We start from the raw sequence: 19,040 nt of genomic DNA on the forward strand, positions 1-19,040 counted from the left end.
ATTGCATTGTTATTGCGTTATTTGTTTTTAAACCTTTACGTAGGTAACGAGCAGTGAATTGATTCTTAGGTGAAGTATCTTTATTTTCTGTTTATACCAGGGTAAGAAAATATCCTTGGAATCTCACTTACGCTTATTTGGATCCATCTTATTTTCCTTCTGCAGCAACTACAGGCATAAAAATGGTGAGTTCTTGATTGCCATCAGGAAGCTCTTTATATAATTCTACAATTAGGTGTTCCTGAGAATGACAATATTCACTTTGGTAAATCCATTGATCAAGTTGTGTGTAAAATTCCCCCATGCGACCTGCATCAAATATGGTTTCGAATACTGCATATGTTCCATTCAAAAGTACTTTCTCCATATCCTTAGGTATTTCTTGTTTATCTTTAGTGTCTAGGGCTATTCCTGTAAAAAAGTAACCTACTTCATGATTGTCATGTTTCTTCGGTTCATAAATGATGTATTGTTGCTTTTTATCGATTCCAAGCTCTTTCATACGTTGTTTTGTTTGCAGTACCTTTTCCGGAATAATACTGGGATACAAATCAAATTTAGCTGTATGTTTAATCCCTATGCACTGCAAATCCAATTGTATAATCTTCACCTTTTTTACACCCTCGTTTCATCGTTTTCTTATTGCTATATACATGTCGATTTCATTTGTAGGTTCATCCGGTTGATAGCACTCATCCCACACTTCTAGGTCATACCCTAATGAATCATAGCCATTTTCAATTAACCATCTACCGTATAAGTAGTCATACGAATGGTGTAAATCGGATTCGAGGCCACGATGACTATAGAAAGCGTACAAGTTTTCATCAATCGATTGAACAACTGTATGTGCTGGACGGTTACCATCCCTTAACATCCCATATCCAATGATAGAAATAAATTTATCCAACATAGGATCAAAGTTTTCTTATACGGGATAAATTTGTGTTAAGAAGATGTGATCCCCAGTCTTATTTACAATTTCACGACTATGTTTTTTTAATTTCGCTATACCATTTTTAACAATGTTCTCGTCTTTTATTTCTAGTAAATTTTCTTCAAACTGGAATCCTTCACTTGAAAGACCGCTTTTTTAATGATTTTCTGATTTTCGGTTCCAAAATAAATCCCACCTTTTCTTTTCTAAGAATTTCATGCCTGAAGCCATGTGTCTATACATTATCCAGAGGAATAAAAAACCTTTCTTGTTTCTGTATTAGTTTGCTTTCATCTCCCATATGATTCTGAATGAACCAGAACTCTCTTCAATAATTAATTCTAATATTCTATGCATTTACTTTTGAATGCGCTTACATAATTTGCCGTGAATCTTTCTATTTATCAATCTGACTAATGAAGACGGTGATGTTAGGCAACGTATACAAGTGTCGCGGCAAGAAATATCACCTTTAGGAAATTATAACATAAATGTTATTACCATCAAGTAAAAATATATTGTCTCGAAATTTCTACGTGTACGGCTAATTTGTATTGCGATACGCCATATGCCAATCGTCTTTCTTTTAACTGTTGATACCAAGGTACTTCATTCATGTGTATTCCTCCCAACACAAAAAAAGATGTTAACTAAAGGGAAAAAGTAAAATCTGCCACTGACAAAGAAGTTATTTTTGCTGCTAAACAAGCAAGTGCTTATGATTTTATAATGAATTTAGAGGATGGCTATGATTCGGATATTGGAGACTATGTAACTATTTATCAGGTGGACAGAAGCAAAGAATAGCAATTGCTAGAGCCTTTTTAAGGAAAAGTTCATTTATCTTATTAGATGAATATACTTCTAATGTAGATAGCGACACCGAACAAGAATTAATTAAAGCAGTTTCTCAATTGAATGGTGAAGTTTCCCTTTCTGCCTACAAGCTGTAGGATAAGCCTCTAAATGTAATTTGGAGGCTTATTTTGTTAGAATAAAGGTTAATTAAGAACCTTTATAACTAAGTATGTGTAGTTGGCAGATATTTAAGTAAGAGGAAGAAGAATATAAAAAATCTATAAAAATAAATGGAATGCTTTTTCAAACAAACCTTTCTAACATTTGAAATGGGAACTGTACAAACTTTATCACGAAAAAATAGAAGGAAAGACATACAACAAGAAACTTTCACGTAATCACCGTGATAAAGATATTTCATCTCTGTGGGAAAATTGTGGAGAGAAAAATATGGATTCCTTATCGTGAAGTGAAAAATAACTTTATTTGGGAGTAGAAACATGCGGAAAATTTCGATATTAATTGCTGATGATGAGAAGGAAATCGCCGACCTGATTGCCATTCATTTAGAAAAAGAAGGCTACCGTGTTATTAAAGCATCAGATGGACAAGAAGCGATTCATGTTGTGGAGACTCAATCGATTGATTTACTAATTTTGGATATCATGATGCCGAAAATGGATGGGTATGAGGTAACCCGACGTATTCGCGAAAAGTATAATATGCCTATCATTTTTTTGAGTGCTAGAACATCCGATTTTGACAAAGTTCACGGACTTGTAATTGGAGCAGATGATTATATGACTAAACCTTTCACTCCGATAGAATTGATTGCTCGTGTTAATGCTCAGCTCCGTCGTTTCATGAAGTTAAATCAGTATCATACAGTTATAGATAATAAAACCCGCTTAGAATATGGCGGATTAGTTATTTCCCTAGAGCAACGAATCGTGACTCTATATGGAGAAAACATCAAGCTTACACCGAAAGAGTTTGATATTTTATATTTATTAGCGAGTCATCCAAAGAAAGTTTTTAGTGTGGAAAATATTTTCAGGCAGGTGTGGGGGGAAGCATACTTTGAAGGTGGTAACACCGTTATGGTTCATATACGTACGCTACGGAAAAAGCTTGAAGAAGATAAACGGAAAGACAAATGGATTAAGACAGTTTGGGGAGTAGGGTATGCATTCAATGGTTAAAATAATTCGTAAATTTCATTCAAAAATAATGCGTCGTTTTCGTGCGAAAATGGTGCTTTTATTTGGGAAAAGTATGCTTTTATCAGGTATCATTACATATTTAATTTTTAAAGGGTTTCAGTTCTATTATCATACGAACGTTCAATATGGGGAACTAGCGGCTCAATTGCGTATGTTAATGGGAAAAATCGGGGACTTTACTATCTTCTTTATCTTTTTTATTTTACTATCTTTCCTTTTCTTCTTTTTCCTTACTAAACCCTATTCTGTCTATTTTAATGAAATTTCAAACGGAATTCGTTACCTCGCTCGTGGTGACTTTAACCATAAAGTACATATCCAGTCAAATGATGAGTTTAAGGATATTGCGCTAGACATTAATTTGGCAAGTGAAAAATTGCAAGAAGCGATTCAACGAGGGGATTTTTCAGAAAGTAGTAAGGATCAATTAGTTGTAAATTTAGCTCATGATTTGCGGACTCCACTTACCTCTGTTCTAGGGTATTTGGATTTAATCCTCGAGGATGAGAACTTAACTAAAGAACAAGTCAGACATTTCTTAACGATTGCCTATACTAAATCCGAACGTTTGGAAAGACTAATTGATGAATTATTTGAGGTTACTAGAATGAATTATGGAATGCTTACCGTTGAAAAAAAGAGAATAAATTTAACTGACCTCCTTCATCAATTAAAAGAAGAATTGTATCCTTTATTTGAAAAGAATCGTTTGATTGCTCGGATGAATTGTGATTCTCAATTACTCATTATGGGTGATGGAGATTTACTAGCCCGTGTATTTGAAAATCTTATGACTAATGCAATTCGTTATGGGTATGATGGTCAGTATATCGATATTAACGGATTTATTGATGAAAGCGATGTGGTCGTTCAAGTAGTAAATTTTGGAGGGAGCATTCCTTCAGATGAACTTCCGCATCTCTTTGATATGTTCTATATCGGAGATAAGTCACGAACGCATAAAGAAAATAGCACAGGTCTAGGCTTGTTCATTGCGAAGAATATTGTGGAGCAACATAATGGATCAATCACTGCTGAAAGCAACGTAATACAGACTACTTTTGAAGTACGTTTACCAAAGAAGGAATAAAAAATATGATAAAGAACAATGAATGATTTAAGAAAAATTTAATGTTTACCCTACTTATTTTTTAAACAGTTTCACCTATACTTTAAACCAAGATAAGAAGAATAGGAGGACTGAACAATAAATAAGTGGGGATTTTTATTTTTGTAGAACGTTTCAATAAAAAAACTGCTCCTTTATTACTACTCAACTTTAGAAGAGTGAAATAGACAGATAATCCTTGGTAGAGAACAAGTTAGGATAGATATAACCTGCTCGCTCAAGTTGACTTTTGATTTAATAGCTCTAAGCAGACCAGATACATCTAGGATCCAAGGCTCTTTTTGTTAATTTTGTTGTATTTCATCATCACACTTGATATAAGCTGCGAGGTATGTGCTGGTTGTTTTCCACTGCGGACCGTTGCTTTCCGTGGGCACGGCTTCAGCCTCCTTGAGAAACCCACTCTGCGGGGTCTTCAGACACGTGCTGTTCCCGCAGGAGTCAACGGTCCTACGCTCCAAACAACAACTGTATCGAGTATAGGCATGATAAGAACTAAATAACCACTCAACCAGCGAAGGAAAAACACGGAGACTCCTGTGGGAGCTGAGGCCTAGATGAGACCCCACAGTGCGTAAGCACGAGGAGGCTCATCAGCCACCCACGGAAAGCGTAGTGTTTTTCCGTAGCGCTAAATTAGCACTCACCTTCAATAATGGGGGAAATTGGTGCTAAAGTTGTGTCGCAGTTTATATCTTTTGTGTAAAAAGCATCAATTCTTTTCAATGGGACATGCGTAACCGTAGTCCCAATTCTTTAGAAAGCAGCCTTACAAGGTTGCCAGGAGATTGTTAGAAGTAAACATTTTAGCATTAACCAGATAACTGTTTTAACCAATTTTATTGGTGCGAAAGTTGAGTTACTAGATAATCAGGCGAATATGTTAGCGGAAGGTAGAGGCATTATGAAAAAAATTTCGACGTTTGTAAAGATTTTGGTGATGACGATTATCGTTATGTTTGTATTATTTAAAGCAGGAGATAAAGTATACATAGGTGTGAAAGAGTCCTTTCCTTTCTTTAGTACCGACGATTATGCCAGTCAATACATTTATATGTTTGATAGAGAAACTGAAAGTGTAGTTTATGAAAAAAATGCTAAGTCTAAGGCGTATCCCGCCTCTCTTACAAAGATCATGACAACGATTTTAGCACTTGAAAATATAAATGATTTATCTGCAATTGCCCCGATAGATATAGATACGTATCAGAAAATGGTTGTAAACAATGCTTCGATGGCAGGTTTTTTTGGTAGGGAAGAAGTAACATATCGTGATCTTTTATATGGAACAATCTTAAGTTCGGGTGGTGAAGCAGCTAACTCTTTAGCTATTCATGTGGCGGGAAGTGTTGAGGCTTTTGTACAAATGATGAATGACAAGGCTACTGAACTTGGTTTGAATGACACACACTTTACTAATCCAGAAGGTCTCCATGATAAAAAACAATATACGACAGCTTCTGACATGGCCAAACTTTTAGATTATGCATTAGATAATGGTCATTTTAAAGCAATCTTTACAAAAGAGATATTTCAGACAACCTCAACTGCAGATCATCCTGATGGAATTTTGTTAAAATCAACTGTTCTTACGTCCCTTAATAAAGACGAGCAAAATGGCTTTGAAATTATTGGTGGAAAGTCTGGTACAACGTATGATGCTGGGCAATGCTGGGCAACACTTGGATTGGTAGAAGACCGAGAATATATTAATATCGTCATGGGGGCTCCTTTAGAAGATATTAGTCATCCAGATAAAGCGCAAATAGCGGATACACTGAAGTTGTACACGAAGATCAAGTCTAATGAATAGTTGTGGATATAAGTGTTATTCACTTTAAATATATGTCTTAAGTCAAAGTAATGATTTTAATGAATTTTAATTAAGGCGAACAATAACAGTGTAAAAATATTTATTGTTCGTTTTTTGTTGACATCTCTTTCATACGGTAGTAAGATAGGACCATACGATATCGTGTATATAATGAGTGCGTATAATTTTAGGGAATACGGCCCAAAAGTTTCTACCAGACTGCCGTAAACAGTCTGACTACGCAGAGAAGTTTTCATAACAGTGATTTTTATGATGGTCTTAGTTCATCATGAAAACATGTCAATAACTTTTTCTGCATAAACTTTTTGGGTACTTTTGGTCTTTTGAAAAGGCTAAAAGTACTTTTTGTTTTTCCAATAAAAAGGAGGAAATGGTGTTGAAGAAATATTTTCGTTTTGATGAATTAGGTACAAACTACCGTACAGAATTTATCGCAGGTTTAACGACGTTTTTAGCGATGGCTTATATTTTATTCGTTAATCCATCGACATTGGCTTTAGAAGGTTTCGATTTACCAGACGGTGTGACAGGTATGGATAAGGGAGCGGTCTTTACAGCCACTGCACTTGCTGCCGCAATAGGTACATTATTAATGGGAGTTGTCGCGCGCTATCCAATCGCTTTAGCTCCAGGGATGGGTTTGAATGCCTTCTTCGCTTACACAGTTGTTTTAACATTTGGTATTCCTTGGCAAACCGCTCTGGCTGGTGTCATGGTTTCAGGACTTATTTTTATTGTTTTATCATTATCGGGTTTACGTGAAAAAATCATTAATGCGATCCCTGCTAACTTGAAATTAGCTGTTGGTGCCGGGATTGGCTTCTTCATCGCTTTTATTGGTTTCCAAAATGCTGGAATTATTGTCGGCCACGAGGCAACCCTTGTCACATTGGGGGATTTAACACAACCGACAACATTGTTAGCAATTTTTGGCCTTACCATTTCCGTTATTTTACTTGCTTTGGGTGTCAAAGGTGGCATTTTCTACGGCATGATATTGACCTCAATTGCTGGGATGATTGTTGGACTTATTGATGCACCTACTAAATTAGGAGATGTGGTTAGTTCTGCACCAAGCCTTGCACCAACTTTTGGACAAGCATTTGCCCATTTTGGTGATATCTTTACATTAAAAATGCTCGTCGTTATTTTAACGTTTTTATTTGTTGATTTCTTTGATACAGCTGGTACATTAGTAGCAGTTGCAACACAAGCTGGTCTGATGAAAGGTAATAAATTGCCACGTGCAGGACGAGCTTTACTTGCTGACTCTACAGCCACTGTGGCAGGTTCTATACTCGGTACATCAACAACAACATCATATGTTGAATCAACTGCAGGGGTAGGAGCAGGAGGACGTACTGGTTTTGCTTCTGTTGTGACAGCAGGCTTTTTCTTACTTGCTCTATTTTTCTCACCTCTATTAGGCGTTGTTACAGCTGAGGTAACAGCACCTGCTTTAATTATTGTTGGTGTCTTAATGTCGGCATCATTGAAGAAAATCGATTGGAATCAATTTGAAATTGCTGTTCCCGCGTTTCTCGTTATTATTTCAATGCCGCTCACATACAGTATTGCTACAGGTATTGGAATTGGCTTTATTTTCTATCCGATCACAATGATTTTAAAAGGCCGTGCCAAAGAAGTTCATCCAATCATGTACGGTATGTTTGTTGTATTTATTCTGTACTTTATTTTTCTTTCATAAAAACTAGAAAAACCTGCTACTCGAATTGAGTGGCAGGTTTGATTTTAATTTGCATTTATTGTTTTCCTTTTAATAATCGTGTAGTAAATCAATAGGAGTATCGTTCCTGTGATTGATAATACCCCCAAGACCGTGTATAAATAACTTCCGCCAAAGAGCTCCATCCATCTTCCACCAAGGAGTGAACCAATGACACCAGATACACCGAAAAATGCTGCATAAAAGATGAGGTGTCCAGTAGATTGAAGAATACTTGGGATGAGTCGTGTTACATAACTCATAGCTGCAGTGTAGAAGACACCGAATGTTAATCCGTGTAAAAACTGAAGGCTAATGACCATCATTGGTGTATCGATAAGTGCGTATAAAAACCACCGAATACTATATAGAAATGAACCTATGATTACAAAGATAAGTGGATGATATTTTCTAAACCAGTAACCAGCTAAAGCGAATACGACAGCTTCACTTGCGACGCCGATAAACCATGCTAAACCAACTAATCCTTCACTCCCACCTAGTTGATGTATATAAAGCCCAATGAAACTGTCATTTGCTCGATGTCCAATCGTAATCAACATCATAAACAGTAAGAAAAACATAAATGGTTTATTTTTTAATAATCGTGTTACATCACGGAGTTGAATCGGTTCTGAATCAACCGTAACATCCTCTAATCGAATAACGATAACCAACGTCAGTAAAGCGAAAAATAAAAACGGCCACATCATATATTGAATGCCGATTCGATTTAATAATTCACCAATTAATAGAGCAGAAGTCGCAAAACCGATGGAACCCCACGTGCGAATTGTTCCGAAAGAAATCCTTAACTCATCAGCACGACGCTGGGCCAAACTATCGCCAAAACTACTAATAGGATATGAAAAGAAGTAAAACAGAGTCGCCACAATGAGTAAGGCGATGAGACCATTCATTTGAAAGAAGATAACACTGGTGATTAATAAGCCAATGACACATAGTAATAACATGCGCTGAACGGTTTTATATTTATCGCTCATATATCCCCAAAATGGTTGTGAAAAAATGGATACAAGTGGTCCGGTAGCAAGGACCCAACCAATTTCTGTTCCATTTAATCCTTTAAATTGGAGATAAAGGGGGAGAAAGCTAAGGATAATGGTGTTAGCCGCATGAAAGCTAAATAATAATGTTTTAAGTGGTGCTAGTGAATGTTTTTCTGTCAATCTGTTCTCCCTCTCTGTTTATTCATCTATACGATGATTTTCCCATATTTGTTGTAAAAATTCATCTCGCCCAGATTGTTTACGATCTTTTTCATAAACTGTTTTGTTTTTTATATAGAAGTTTTGATGCTCTTCTTCCGCTGGATAAAATATCTGAGCTGGAAGAATAGGTGTGACGATAGGTTTTGAAAACACACCACTCTTTGCTAATTGCTGTTTTGATCGTTCAGCTAATTGTTTTTGTCGTTCATTATGATAAAAGATAGCTGTCTGATATGACGAACCTCGGTCATGGAATTGTCCACCAGCATCAGTCGGATCGATTTGACGCCAAAAAACATGTAAAAGTTTATCATAGCTAATCATTTCAGGATTAAATGTGATTTGGACAGCCTCTACATGACCGCTTGTCCCACTTTTGACATCTTGATATGTCGGATTTGGAAGCTTTCCCCCTGTGTAACCAGACAGGACTTTATGTACGCCATTCCACTGATCAAACGGTTTAACCATACACCAAAAACAGCCTCCTGCAAATGTTGCTTTTTCTAACATTATGTCCACCACCTTAATGATATATTTTTAACACGTTTAATGAATCTCGTCCGTTACTAGCCTATGATTAATCAGATAAACGGATTGTTGGATAGGCTCGTAACACATATAAAATTCTAGTATTCATATTATATATCATGATAAAGCAAAAAACTTGTCTTAAAGGTTTGGGAGCTATTTAAATTTCGTAAAGGAAAATCTTTGTGCCTTTTAAACAATGCGTTTTTATTGTTTTTAAGGTGAAATTGACAATAAACACATTAGAGTGTTAAAGTTTTAATATTAATTAAAAATGATAGCAATTTACAAACGATATGAAATGGCCTGAGTGGATATAACCGCTAAATGCATGACTGGTCGAATGTAAGGAGGAATGGATATGAATTTGTTTAAAGATTTTATTGATATAGGTAATCATTTGTTATGGTCGTATCTGTTAATTTATATGCTGATTGGACTTGGGCTTTATTTTACGATTCGGACAAGATTTGTTCAGTTCCGTTATTTTGGTGAAATGTTCCGGTTAATTAGTGACCGTAATAAACGATCTAAAAAAGATGCAAAAGGTATCTCATCCCTACAGGCATTTTTTGTAAGTACAGCGTCACGTGTTGGTACGGGTAACTTAGCAGGGGTCGCTTTGGCGATTGCTGTAGGGGGGCCAGGTGCTATATTTTGGATGTGGGTTATTGCCCTCGTTGGTATGGCGTCAAGTTTTGTGGAAAGTACTTTAGCACAAGTGTATAAAGTACAAGACGGTGATCAATTCCGTGGCGGACCGGCTTATTATATGGAAAAAGCGCTAGGGCAACGCTGGATGGGTGTATTATTTGCGGTTTTAATAACCCTTTGTTTCGGTCTTATTTTTAATGCTGTTCAAGCGAATACCATTTCCTCAGCTTTTGAGGGTACATTTAATATTGACAAAAGTGTTATCGGAATCATTCTTGCTATTTTTACAGCCGTCATCATTTTTGGAGGGTTAAGACGTATTGCTAAAGTAACACAAATTCTCGTTCCAGTGATGGCAATTATTTATATTTTCATTGCGCTATACATTTGTATCGTTAATATAACGGAAATCCCAGCCGTTTTTACCATCATTATTAAAAGTGCGTTCGGTATTGAACAGGTAGTCGGTGGTGGACTTGGTGCTGCTTTATTAAACGGTATAAAACGTGGATTGTTTTCCAATGAAGCGGGTATGGGTAGTGCGCCTAACGCAGCCGCTACAGCAAATGTCTCACATCCCGCTAAACAAGGATTTATTCAAACCTTAGGAGTCTTCTTTGATACAATTGTCATTTGTAGTGCAACGGCGTTTATTGTTCTATTGTACGATGTGACGCCAGATGGAAAACTAGAAGGTATTCAAATTACGCAAGCAGCCCTTGGCATGCATCTTGGGAATTGGGCTGAAGTCTTTTTAGCGGTTGCGATTTTATTATTTGCATATAGCTCTATCATCGGAAATTATTATTATGGAGAAACAAATATTGAGTTTATTAAAACAAATAAGGCATGGTTATTGATTTATCGTCTAGCTGTTGTAGCAATGGTAGTCTTTGGTTCTGTTGCTAAATTCCAGCTTGTCTGGGATATGGCTGATTTATTTATGGGATTAATGGCTGTATTGAACTTAATCGCAATCACATTATTAGCTAAAGTGGCTGTCAAAGTATTAAAAGACTACGCACGACAGCGAAAAGAGGGTAAAGACCCTGTCTTTAAAGCGAGTCATATTCCAGGATTGACCCATGCTGAATGTTGGGAAGACCATACGGAGCAAGAGTCAAAAAGCTAAGTGGTGACAATTGACGAATAGAGAACAAAATATAGTTGAACAAGGAGCAAGCCCGAGATGAGGGCTTGTTTTCTATTGGCCAAAGTTGAAAGGCTTGTCATGATTGTTGAGAAGAATATCGAGTGTCTATTAATACATGATGATTTCATTTTATTGATACGACATTCCAACAAAAATGATATATAATTAGAATATTGTAGAATTCATTAATAGAATTAACAACATAATAATGGATGTGACATGATGAACGAACCTTTTGTACATAAAGTATTTACAGGTAAAGTGAAACGCTTAGGTGACCCAAATGCAAAAGATGTCTTTGAGCGCGAATGGGAAACGGGGATGTTCAAAGGAGAAGTCGATGAACAAATTTGGTTAACGAAAACAGGTTTAAAAGGTGATGAAGTAGCAGACAAGAAAAATCACGGTGGACCTGAAAAAGCCTTGTTCGCTTATCCAGTTGGTCATTATGCTTCTTGGAAAGAAGAGTTGAATAACGAATCAATCGATATTGGAGCGATGGGGGAGAATTTGGCTGTCCTAGAAATGGATGAATTCTCAGTATGTATTGGTGATACATATCAATTTGGTGATGCGGTTATTCAAGTATCACAACCACGACGTCCATGTTGGAAACCAGCTCGACGTTTACGCGTTTTAGATTTTGCGTTACGAACACAAGAAAGTGGACGAACAGGCTGGTATTTTCGCGTATTAAAAGAAGGCCACATTATTTCAGGAATCGATTTAGAGCTGCTTGAACGTCCTTATCCAGAGTGGACGATTGCGGCTTGTAATGAAGTGCTGTATTTTCGTAAAGATGACTTAAGAGCGGCAAGTGAATTAGCCTCATGCTCATTGCTAGCTGAAAACTGGCAACGTACATTGAAAAATCGCCTTCTTGGCCGCGAATCAATCATCGATAAGCGTGTATTTGGACCGAATAAGCAGTGATCTGATTTGCGGGCGGGCCATTGCCGCTTTCATGCGATGTGACCAAAGTAGTCTTGGGCTGGATTGAAGGCTCAACGCGTTGTGTCGTTGTAATTTTTGCTCGTGAGAGGCTGTATTGAAGCGTCAATGCGTTGTGTCGTTGCGATTTTTGCTCGTGAGAGGCCGCATTGAAGCGTCAACGCGTTGTGTCGTTGTGATTTTTGCTCGTGAGAGGCTGCATTGAAGGTTCAACGCGTTGTGTCGTTGTGATTTTTGCTCGTGAGAGGCCGCATTGAGCCTTCACCGCGTTGTCTCGTTGTAACTTTTCACCGCGAGAGGCAGCATTGAAGCGTCAACGCGTTGTCTCATTGTAATTTTTCACCGCGAGAGGCTGCATTGAAGCGTCAACGTGTTGTCTCGTTGCATATTTTCGTCCCGAGAGATTGCATTAAAACCCCGGCGCGTTGTCTCGCGGTGAAATATTCTCCTGTAAGGCTACATTGAAGCTATAACTTACTCTCTCACAGCAACATCCAGCAACAATAACCCGCAATAAAGCATTCAGGCCCACTAATGTATCATCCCCATCATTTTTCCATCATTTCAAAAATGTTGTTTGATAATTGAAATTAAAACATATTTTATTCTATCTTCCATAGCGATAAGAATAAATCCCACAATATAATGTACGCTAATAAACCGCATATATATTCCCCACCCCAAAATTAAAAAAATATTTCTTTACGCAAAAAGGGAAAATAAGATATGCTACATATATAAGATTGGAGGGGATCTGTTTGTTAGATCATGCAGTCATCATGGTTCTCATTATCCTGATTATCAACATCGTATATGTCTCTTTCTTTACGATACGGATGATCCTAACGATGAAGGGCCGACGTTATATCGCAGCTTTTATCAGCATGATAGAAGTCATTATTTATATTCTAGGTCTTGGGTTAGTTTTAGATAATTTAAATCGTATCGAGAATCTCATTGCATATGCAGTTGGATACGGGCTTGGTGTCATCATTGGATCTAAAATTGAGGAGAAATTGGCACTAGGTTATATAACGGTTAATGTTATCTCATCAAATCCAGATATCGAATTCACAAGAAGACTTCGCGATAAAGGCTATGGTGTAACGAGTTGGTCAGCCTATGGAATGGACGGGGACCGGTTAGCGATGCAAATTTTAACGCCGAGAAAGTACGAACTTAAGTTATATGAAACGATTAAACAAATTGATCCGAAAGCATTTATCATTGCATATGAACCTCAACATATTCACGGGGGATTTTGGGTAAAGCAAGTCAAAAAAGGGCGTTTATTTAAGTCGAAAGAAAAACAGGGTTAAGTAAAATCGACTTAGCTTAAAGTGCTCCGAACGATAATGTAAAAAAGTATAAAAACGTTCGTTTATTGATTGACATGATTCACGTCATTTTGTTATGCTTAAATCGAATTAATAATTGAATATGAACCTCATATATTTTCGAGAATATGGCTTGAAAGTCTCTACCCAGCACCATAAATGTTGGACTATGAGGGAAGATTGAATCATTACCTTGAATGTAATATTCATGTTTGTGCGGTTTAAAAGGACGAATAGATGTCTTTTATTAAGCTATCTATTTGAATAGGTCTATTCATCTTCTCTCATAGTAAGAGAGAGACGGATAGATTTTTTCATTTTAATATACTATTTATGTACAGAAAGTAGGGATTTTGTGACATTAGTAGGTGTAATTATGGGAAGTATTTCCGATTGGGAAACGATGCAACATACATGTCACGTTTTAGATGAGTTAAACATTCCATATGAAAAGGATGTCATATCAGCACATCGCACACCTGATTTGATGTTTGAATATGCCAAATCAGCTCATGAGCGTGGGTTAAAAGTTATTATAGCAGGAGCGGGTGGTGCGGCCCATTTACCCGGTATGGTTGCATCACAAACGAATCTCCCTGTCATAGGTGTTCCAGTTCAGAGTCGAGCGCTTAATGGGATGGATTCTTTACTATCAATTGTGCAAATGCCAGGCGGTGTACCGACAGCAACAGTTGCGATTGGTAAATCTGGTGCTAAGAATGCTGGTATTTTAGCGGCGCAAATCATCGGTGCATTTGATTCAGATGTTTATCAACAATTACAATCATATCGAAAAAATATGCAAGAAAATGTAGCAGAAATGAGGGAAGACATTGCTAAAAAATAGAGCCATACTTCCACCACAAACGATTGGAATTATCGGCGGAGGGCAACTCGGACGTATGATGGCAATTGCCGCAAGAGAAATGGGTTATCAAATTGCTGTCCTAGATCCAACACCAAACTGCCCGACCGGACAACTTGCAGATCATCATATACAAGCGGCATACGATGATATGGATGCCATTCAACAACTCACAGAAATTAGCGATGTCGTCACATACGAATTTGAGAATGTTGACTTACAAGCAGCTAAATATATTGAAGAACAAGGTAAATTACCTCAAGGTGCTTTAGCACTTGAGATTACTCAAAACCGTGAAAAAGAAAAACAATTAATGAAACGCTCTGGATTACCAGTTCCTGATTTTGCAATTGTTCATGATGGTGAAGCCTGTGAACAAGCGATGGCGGAATTATCATACCCAGCTGTCATTAAAACATGCCGTGGTGGTTATGACGGAAAAGGACAATTAAAATTACTTTCCGAGAAAGACCTTCCAGATGCAATGAATTTCGCTGATCAACATCAGCATTGTATTATTGAACAATGGATTTCATTTGATAAAGAAATCTCAGTTGTCTTTACTCGAACACAGACAGGTGAGATTACGATTTTTCCGATTGGGGAAAATGATCATAAAGATCATATATTGTATCAAACGACTGTCCCTGCGCAAATTTCCAACGCAGTGAAAAAACAAGCAACTAAAGCAACAAAAAAATTAGCTGAAGAAATGCAAGTCGTCGGTACGTTTGCTATCGAAATGTTTGTTAGAGGTGATGCCATCTATATTAATGAAATGGCCCCACGTCCACATAACTCGGGACATTATACGATTGAAGCTTGTAACATTTCACAATTTAAACAACATATCCTTGCGATATGTGGACTACCATTAATAGATATTGAACTTTTACAACCTGCTGTTATGATTAACATTCTTGGAGAAAATCTAAAACCACTTCTAAACATGATGCCAACGATGAAGCATGGTTTTGTTCATCTTTATGGGAAAGCAGAAGCGAAAGAAAAACGTAAGATGGGACATGTCACATTCATAGCAGAAGATTTAGAAACATTGAACGAACAGATTGACCAATTCAAGGAGGCAACAACACATGATTGAGCGTTATACAAGAGAGGAAATGGGCCGTATCTGGTCAGAAGAAAATAAATATGATGCGTGGTTAGAAGTAGAGATTCTAGCTTGTGAAGCTTGGAGCGAGCTTGGTGTGATTCCAAAAGCTGATGTACAAGAACTTCGGAAAAATGCATCATTTGATATCAATCGTATTTTAGAAATTGAACAAGAAACACGTCATGATGTTGTCGCTTTTACAAGAGCAGTATCCGAGACGTTAGGCGAGGAAAAAAAATGGGTTCACTACGGTTTAACGTCTACAGATGTTGTTGATACAGCACAGTCATATCGCATTAAACAAGCGAATGAAATCATCCGTAAAGACCTTACTCAATTCATTGCGATTTTAAAAGATAAGGCCATTGAACATAAACATACCGTTATGATGGGAAGAACACACGGGGTACATGCTGAACCAACCACATTCGGCTTAAAACTAGCTCTATGGTATGAAGAAATGAAGCGCAATCTTAACCGATTTGAACAAGCTGCCCAAGATATCGAATATGGAAAACTATCAGGTGCCGTTGGAACATACGCAAACATCGATCCATTTGTTGAAAAATACGTCTGTGAAAAATTAGGCTTACGTCCTGCACCTGTGTCAACTCAGACATTACAACGTGATCGTCATGCGGCATATATCGCGACATTGTCACTTATAGCCTCATCAATCGAAAAATTTGCTACAGAAATTCGTGGCTTACAAAAAACAGAAACACGTGAAGTGGAAGAGTTTTTTGCTAAAGGACAAAAAGGGTCGTCAGCGATGCCGCATAAACGTAATCCAATTGGCTCAGAAAATATGACCGGTATGGCTCGTGTCATGCGTGGCTATATGGTAACCGCTTATGAAAATGTGGCACTTTGGCATGAAAGAGATATCTCTCATTCATCAGCAGAACGGATCATTTTACCAGATGCAACCATTGCTATGAATTATATGCTCAATCGTTTCAGCAAACTTGTGAAAAATTTAACCGTTTTTCCTGAGAACATGAAGCGGAATATCAATCGGACACATGGCGTTATTTTCTCTCAGCGTGTTCTACTTGCATTAATTGATAAGGGGATGTCACGTGAACAAGCTTATGACATCGTACAGCCGAACGCGATGGAAGCATGGGAAACGGAAACGCATTTTAAACAATTAATTGAACAAGAAGAAGCCATAACCACTTTATTAAGTCAGGAAGAAATCGATAATTGTTTTGATTATACGTATCATTTGAAAAATGTTGATGCGATTTTTGAAAGAATTGGCCTAGCATAAAATACCCACCTAATAAATGAAAAAATTCATTATCATTGGAGGAAATGAGCATGGAAAACAAAGTGTATCCAACCCCAGAACAAATTGAACAGGAAGGTCATTATAAAGAAATGGGCTTGACTGATGAAGAGTATAACCGTGTTAAAACGATTCTCGGTCGCCTACCAAATTACACGGAAACAGGCCTGTTTTCAGTTATGTGGTCTGAACATTGCAGTTATAAATCATCAAAACCATTATTAAGGAAATTTCCAACAAAAGGTGAACAAGTCCTCCAAGGGCCTGGTGAAGGTGCGGGTGTAGTTGATATTGGCGATGGCAAGGCAGTTGTATTTAAAATGGAAAGCCATAATAGCCCGTCGTATGTTGAACCTTTTGAAGGTGCTGCAACAGGTGTTGGTGGGATTGTACGTGACGTATTTTCTATGGGCGCTAAACCGATTGCGCTTATGAATTCTTTACGTTTTGGGCCATTAAGTCATGAGCGTACACAGGAATTATTTAAGGAAGTTATACGTGGAATTGCTCATTATGGAAATAATTTAGAAGTACCGACAGTTGGTGGCGAGATTCAGTTTGATACATGTTATGAGGAGAATCCACTTGTTAATGCGATGTGTGTTGGGCTCCTTGATCATAAAGACATTCAAAAAGGAATCGCATCAGGTGTTGGCAATACAGTCATTTATGCTGGACGAGATACAGGTCTTGATGGGATTCATGGGGCTACCTTTTCCTCCGATGAAGTCGAAAGCTCAGATGATCATACATCAGCTGTTGCGATTGGGGATCCGCATATTGAAAAACGACTCATCGATGCCTGTTTAGAAGCGATCCAATCTGATGCACTTGTTGGTATGCAAGATATGGGAGCTGCAGGGCTTACTTCATCAGCAAGTGAAATGGCAAGCAGTGCCGGAACAGGGATGGAGATGTATCTTGATCATGTTCCCCAACGTGAAGAGAATATGACAGCTTATGAAATGATGCTTTCTGAATCCCAAGAGAGAATGTTACTTGTTGTTAAAGAAGGTCGCGAACAAGAAATCATTGATATATTTACTAAGCATGATTTGACAGCTGTCGCAATCGGTAAAGTCATTGAAGAAAAAGCATTTCGTCTGATTCATAATGGAGAAGTCGTTGCAGATGTTCCGGTTGATGCTTTAGATAAAGATGCACCAGTCTATCATTTGCCATCCAAAGAAGCAGCATACTTTAAAGTTTTTCAAGAAGAAAAAGCATCCATTCCAGTTGTTGACAATCACGCAGACATGTTAAAAGCATTATTACAACAACCAACAATTGCTTCAAAAGAATGGGCATATAAACGTTTTGATACAACCGCGCAAGATAATACACTTGTCGGACCAGGTTCTGATGCAGCTGTTGTACGGATTGAAGATACAGATAAAGCCATTGCCATCACGACAGATTGTAATTCACGCTATATTTATTTAGATCCTGAAACAGGAGGGAAGATTGCCGTTGCGGAAGCAGCAAGAAATCTCGTTTGTTCAGGAGCAAAACCACTTGCTTTAACAGATGGCTTAAACTACGGAAACCCGACGAATCCAGAAGTATTCTGGCAAATGGAAAAAAGTATTGATGGTATTAGTGAAGCATCAAAAATTTTACACACACCGGTGATTAGCGGTAACGTATCGATGTATAATCAGTCGAAGAAAGAGGCGATTTTCCCTACACCAATTATTGGGATGGTTGGATTGTATGAATCAATGGATCATGTGACACCAGATCAGTTTCAAGAGGCAGGCGATGCTATTTATTTAATTGGTGAGACAAATCCAGAGTTTGGTGGCAGTGAATTACAGCATATCATTGATGGAAATTATCATGGTAAAGCACCACAGCTTGATTTACAAATAGAAAAGGTACGTCAAGAGCAACTATTAAACGCGATCAAAAAAGGTATTGTCGTATCAGCACATGACCTTTCAGAAGGTGGTCTAGCTGTTGCGCTTGCTGAAAGTGTCTTTAATGATAAAAACCTTGGCTTAACGGTTGAATTGACAGGGGATTTAACGACACAATTATTTAGCGAAACGCAGTCACGTATGATTGTTTCCGTTAAGAAGGAACATGAAGAACAGTTTAAGACAATGGTTCAAGATGCAAAACGCATTGGCTATGTAACAGATACACAGGAATACACGATTAAGTCTGAAGGAAAAGTCGTCATTCAAGAGACAGTTGCAACCCTTCAAGACATTTGGACAAACGCAATCCCGAATGCATTAAAAAATGAAGCATAAG

General features: G+C 37.6%; 15 protein-coding genes, 1 pseudogene and 2 riboswitches. Of the genes and pseudogenes, 12 read left to right on the forward strand and 4 right to left on the reverse strand.

Features of this window, described 5'->3' with window-relative positions:
* Window positions 1-148: 148 nt before the first annotated feature.
* Both VIG73_RS09600 and VIG73_RS09605 read right to left on the reverse strand, forming a co-directional pair.
* Entirely contained in the window at window positions 149-610 is a 462-nt protein-coding gene (locus VIG73_RS09600; protein ID WP_331641356.1) for an effector binding domain-containing protein, read from the reverse strand.
* Window positions 611-628: 18 nt separating this feature from the next.
* Window positions 629-913: a GyrI-like domain-containing protein gene (locus tag VIG73_RS09605; RefSeq protein WP_331641358.1), complete on the reverse strand. Its 285-nt coding sequence runs from the start codon at window positions 911-913 to the stop codon at window positions 629-631.
* Window positions 914-1,722: 809 nt separating this feature from the next.
* Here VIG73_RS09605 and VIG73_RS15745 point away from each other — a divergent pair.
* From VIG73_RS15745 to VIG73_RS09625, 5 genes and pseudogenes are all read left to right on the forward strand, one after another.
* A pseudogene (locus VIG73_RS15745) lies at window positions 1,723-1,890 on the forward strand (ATP-binding cassette domain-containing protein); the annotation flags it as partial.
* Between the two features lie 345 nt (window positions 1,891-2,235).
* On the forward strand, window positions 2,236-2,937 hold the full coding sequence (gene vanR, locus VIG73_RS09610) for a vancomycin resistance response regulator transcription factor, VanR-F/VanR-M family (RefSeq protein ID WP_331641359.1): 702 nt from the start codon (window positions 2,236-2,238) through the stop codon (window positions 2,935-2,937).
* Window positions 2,930-4,048, forward strand: coding sequence for a HAMP domain-containing sensor histidine kinase (locus VIG73_RS09615; protein WP_331641360.1), 1,119 nt, complete (start codon window positions 2,930-2,932; stop codon window positions 4,046-4,048). The genes vanR and VIG73_RS09615 overlap by 8 nt, the downstream gene beginning before the upstream one ends.
* Window positions 4,049-4,991: 943 nt before the next feature.
* Window positions 4,992-5,900 carry a D-alanyl-D-alanine carboxypeptidase family protein gene (locus tag VIG73_RS09620; RefSeq protein WP_331641362.1) on the forward strand — a complete coding sequence of 303 codons (909 nt, stop codon included), beginning with the start codon at window positions 4,992-4,994 and terminating at the stop codon, window positions 5,898-5,900.
* Between the two features lie 157 nt (window positions 5,901-6,057).
* Window positions 6,058-6,160: riboswitch (purine riboswitch) on the forward strand.
* 137 nt (window positions 6,161-6,297) lie between these two features.
* On the forward strand, window positions 6,298-7,629 hold the full coding sequence (locus VIG73_RS09625; RefSeq protein WP_331641364.1) for an NCS2 family permease: 1,332 nt from the start codon (window positions 6,298-6,300) through the stop codon (window positions 7,627-7,629).
* Between the two features lie 44 nt (window positions 7,630-7,673).
* Here the strand turns inward: VIG73_RS09625 and VIG73_RS09630 are convergent, their stop codons facing one another.
* Both VIG73_RS09630 and msrA read right to left on the reverse strand, forming a co-directional pair.
* Entirely contained in the window at window positions 7,674-8,837 is a 1,164-nt protein-coding gene (locus VIG73_RS09630; protein ID WP_331641366.1) for an MFS transporter, read from the reverse strand.
* 18 nt (window positions 8,838-8,855) lie between these two features.
* A complete protein-coding gene (gene msrA / locus VIG73_RS09635) occupies window positions 8,856-9,392 on the reverse strand; it encodes a peptide-methionine (S)-S-oxide reductase MsrA (protein WP_331641368.1) in 537 nt (178 codons plus the stop codon).
* Between the two features lie 379 nt (window positions 9,393-9,771).
* Here msrA and VIG73_RS09640 point away from each other — a divergent pair, with 379 nt between their 5' ends.
* From VIG73_RS09640 to purL, 7 genes are all read left to right on the forward strand, one after another.
* On the forward strand, window positions 9,772-11,196 hold the full coding sequence (locus VIG73_RS09640; RefSeq protein WP_414648395.1) for an alanine/glycine:cation symporter family protein: 1,425 nt from the start codon (window positions 9,772-9,774) through the stop codon (window positions 11,194-11,196).
* A gap of 243 nt (window positions 11,197-11,439) precedes the next feature.
* The gene (locus tag VIG73_RS09645) at window positions 11,440-12,150 is read left to right on the forward strand and encodes an MOSC domain-containing protein (RefSeq protein ID WP_331641372.1); all 711 of its coding nucleotides are present in this window, start codon (window positions 11,440-11,442) and stop codon (window positions 12,148-12,150) included.
* 776 nt (window positions 12,151-12,926) lie between these two features.
* Window positions 12,927-13,487 (forward strand): DUF2179 domain-containing protein, encoded by a 561-nt coding sequence (locus VIG73_RS09650; protein ID WP_331641374.1) that lies wholly within the window; start codon window positions 12,927-12,929, stop codon window positions 13,485-13,487.
* A gap of 108 nt (window positions 13,488-13,595) precedes the next feature.
* Window positions 13,596-13,695, forward strand: a riboswitch (purine riboswitch).
* Window positions 13,696-13,860: 165 nt separating this feature from the next.
* Window positions 13,861-14,352 carry a 5-(carboxyamino)imidazole ribonucleotide mutase gene (gene purE / locus VIG73_RS09655; RefSeq protein ID WP_331641375.1) on the forward strand — a complete coding sequence of 164 codons (492 nt, stop codon included), beginning with the start codon at window positions 13,861-13,863 and terminating at the stop codon, window positions 14,350-14,352.
* Window positions 14,339-15,475, forward strand: coding sequence for a 5-(carboxyamino)imidazole ribonucleotide synthase (gene purK, locus VIG73_RS09660; protein ID WP_331641377.1), 1,137 nt, complete (start codon window positions 14,339-14,341; stop codon window positions 15,473-15,475). The genes purE and purK overlap by 14 nt, the downstream gene beginning before the upstream one ends.
* A complete protein-coding gene (purB, locus tag VIG73_RS09665) occupies window positions 15,468-16,763 on the forward strand; it encodes an adenylosuccinate lyase (protein ID WP_331641378.1) in 1,296 nt (431 codons plus the stop codon). Before purK ends, purB begins: the two co-directional genes overlap by 8 nt.
* Before the next feature lie 50 nt (window positions 16,764-16,813).
* Complete coding sequence (gene purL, locus VIG73_RS09670; RefSeq protein WP_414648396.1) at window positions 16,814-19,039, forward strand: phosphoribosylformylglycinamidine synthase subunit PurL; 2,226 nt, start codon at window positions 16,814-16,816, stop codon at window positions 19,037-19,039.
* Window position 19,040 lies beyond the last annotated feature (1 nt).

Source organism: Cerasibacillus sp. (genome assembly GCF_036516575.1).
GTDB lineage: Bacteria > Bacillota > Bacilli > Bacillales > Amphibacillaceae > Cerasibacillus.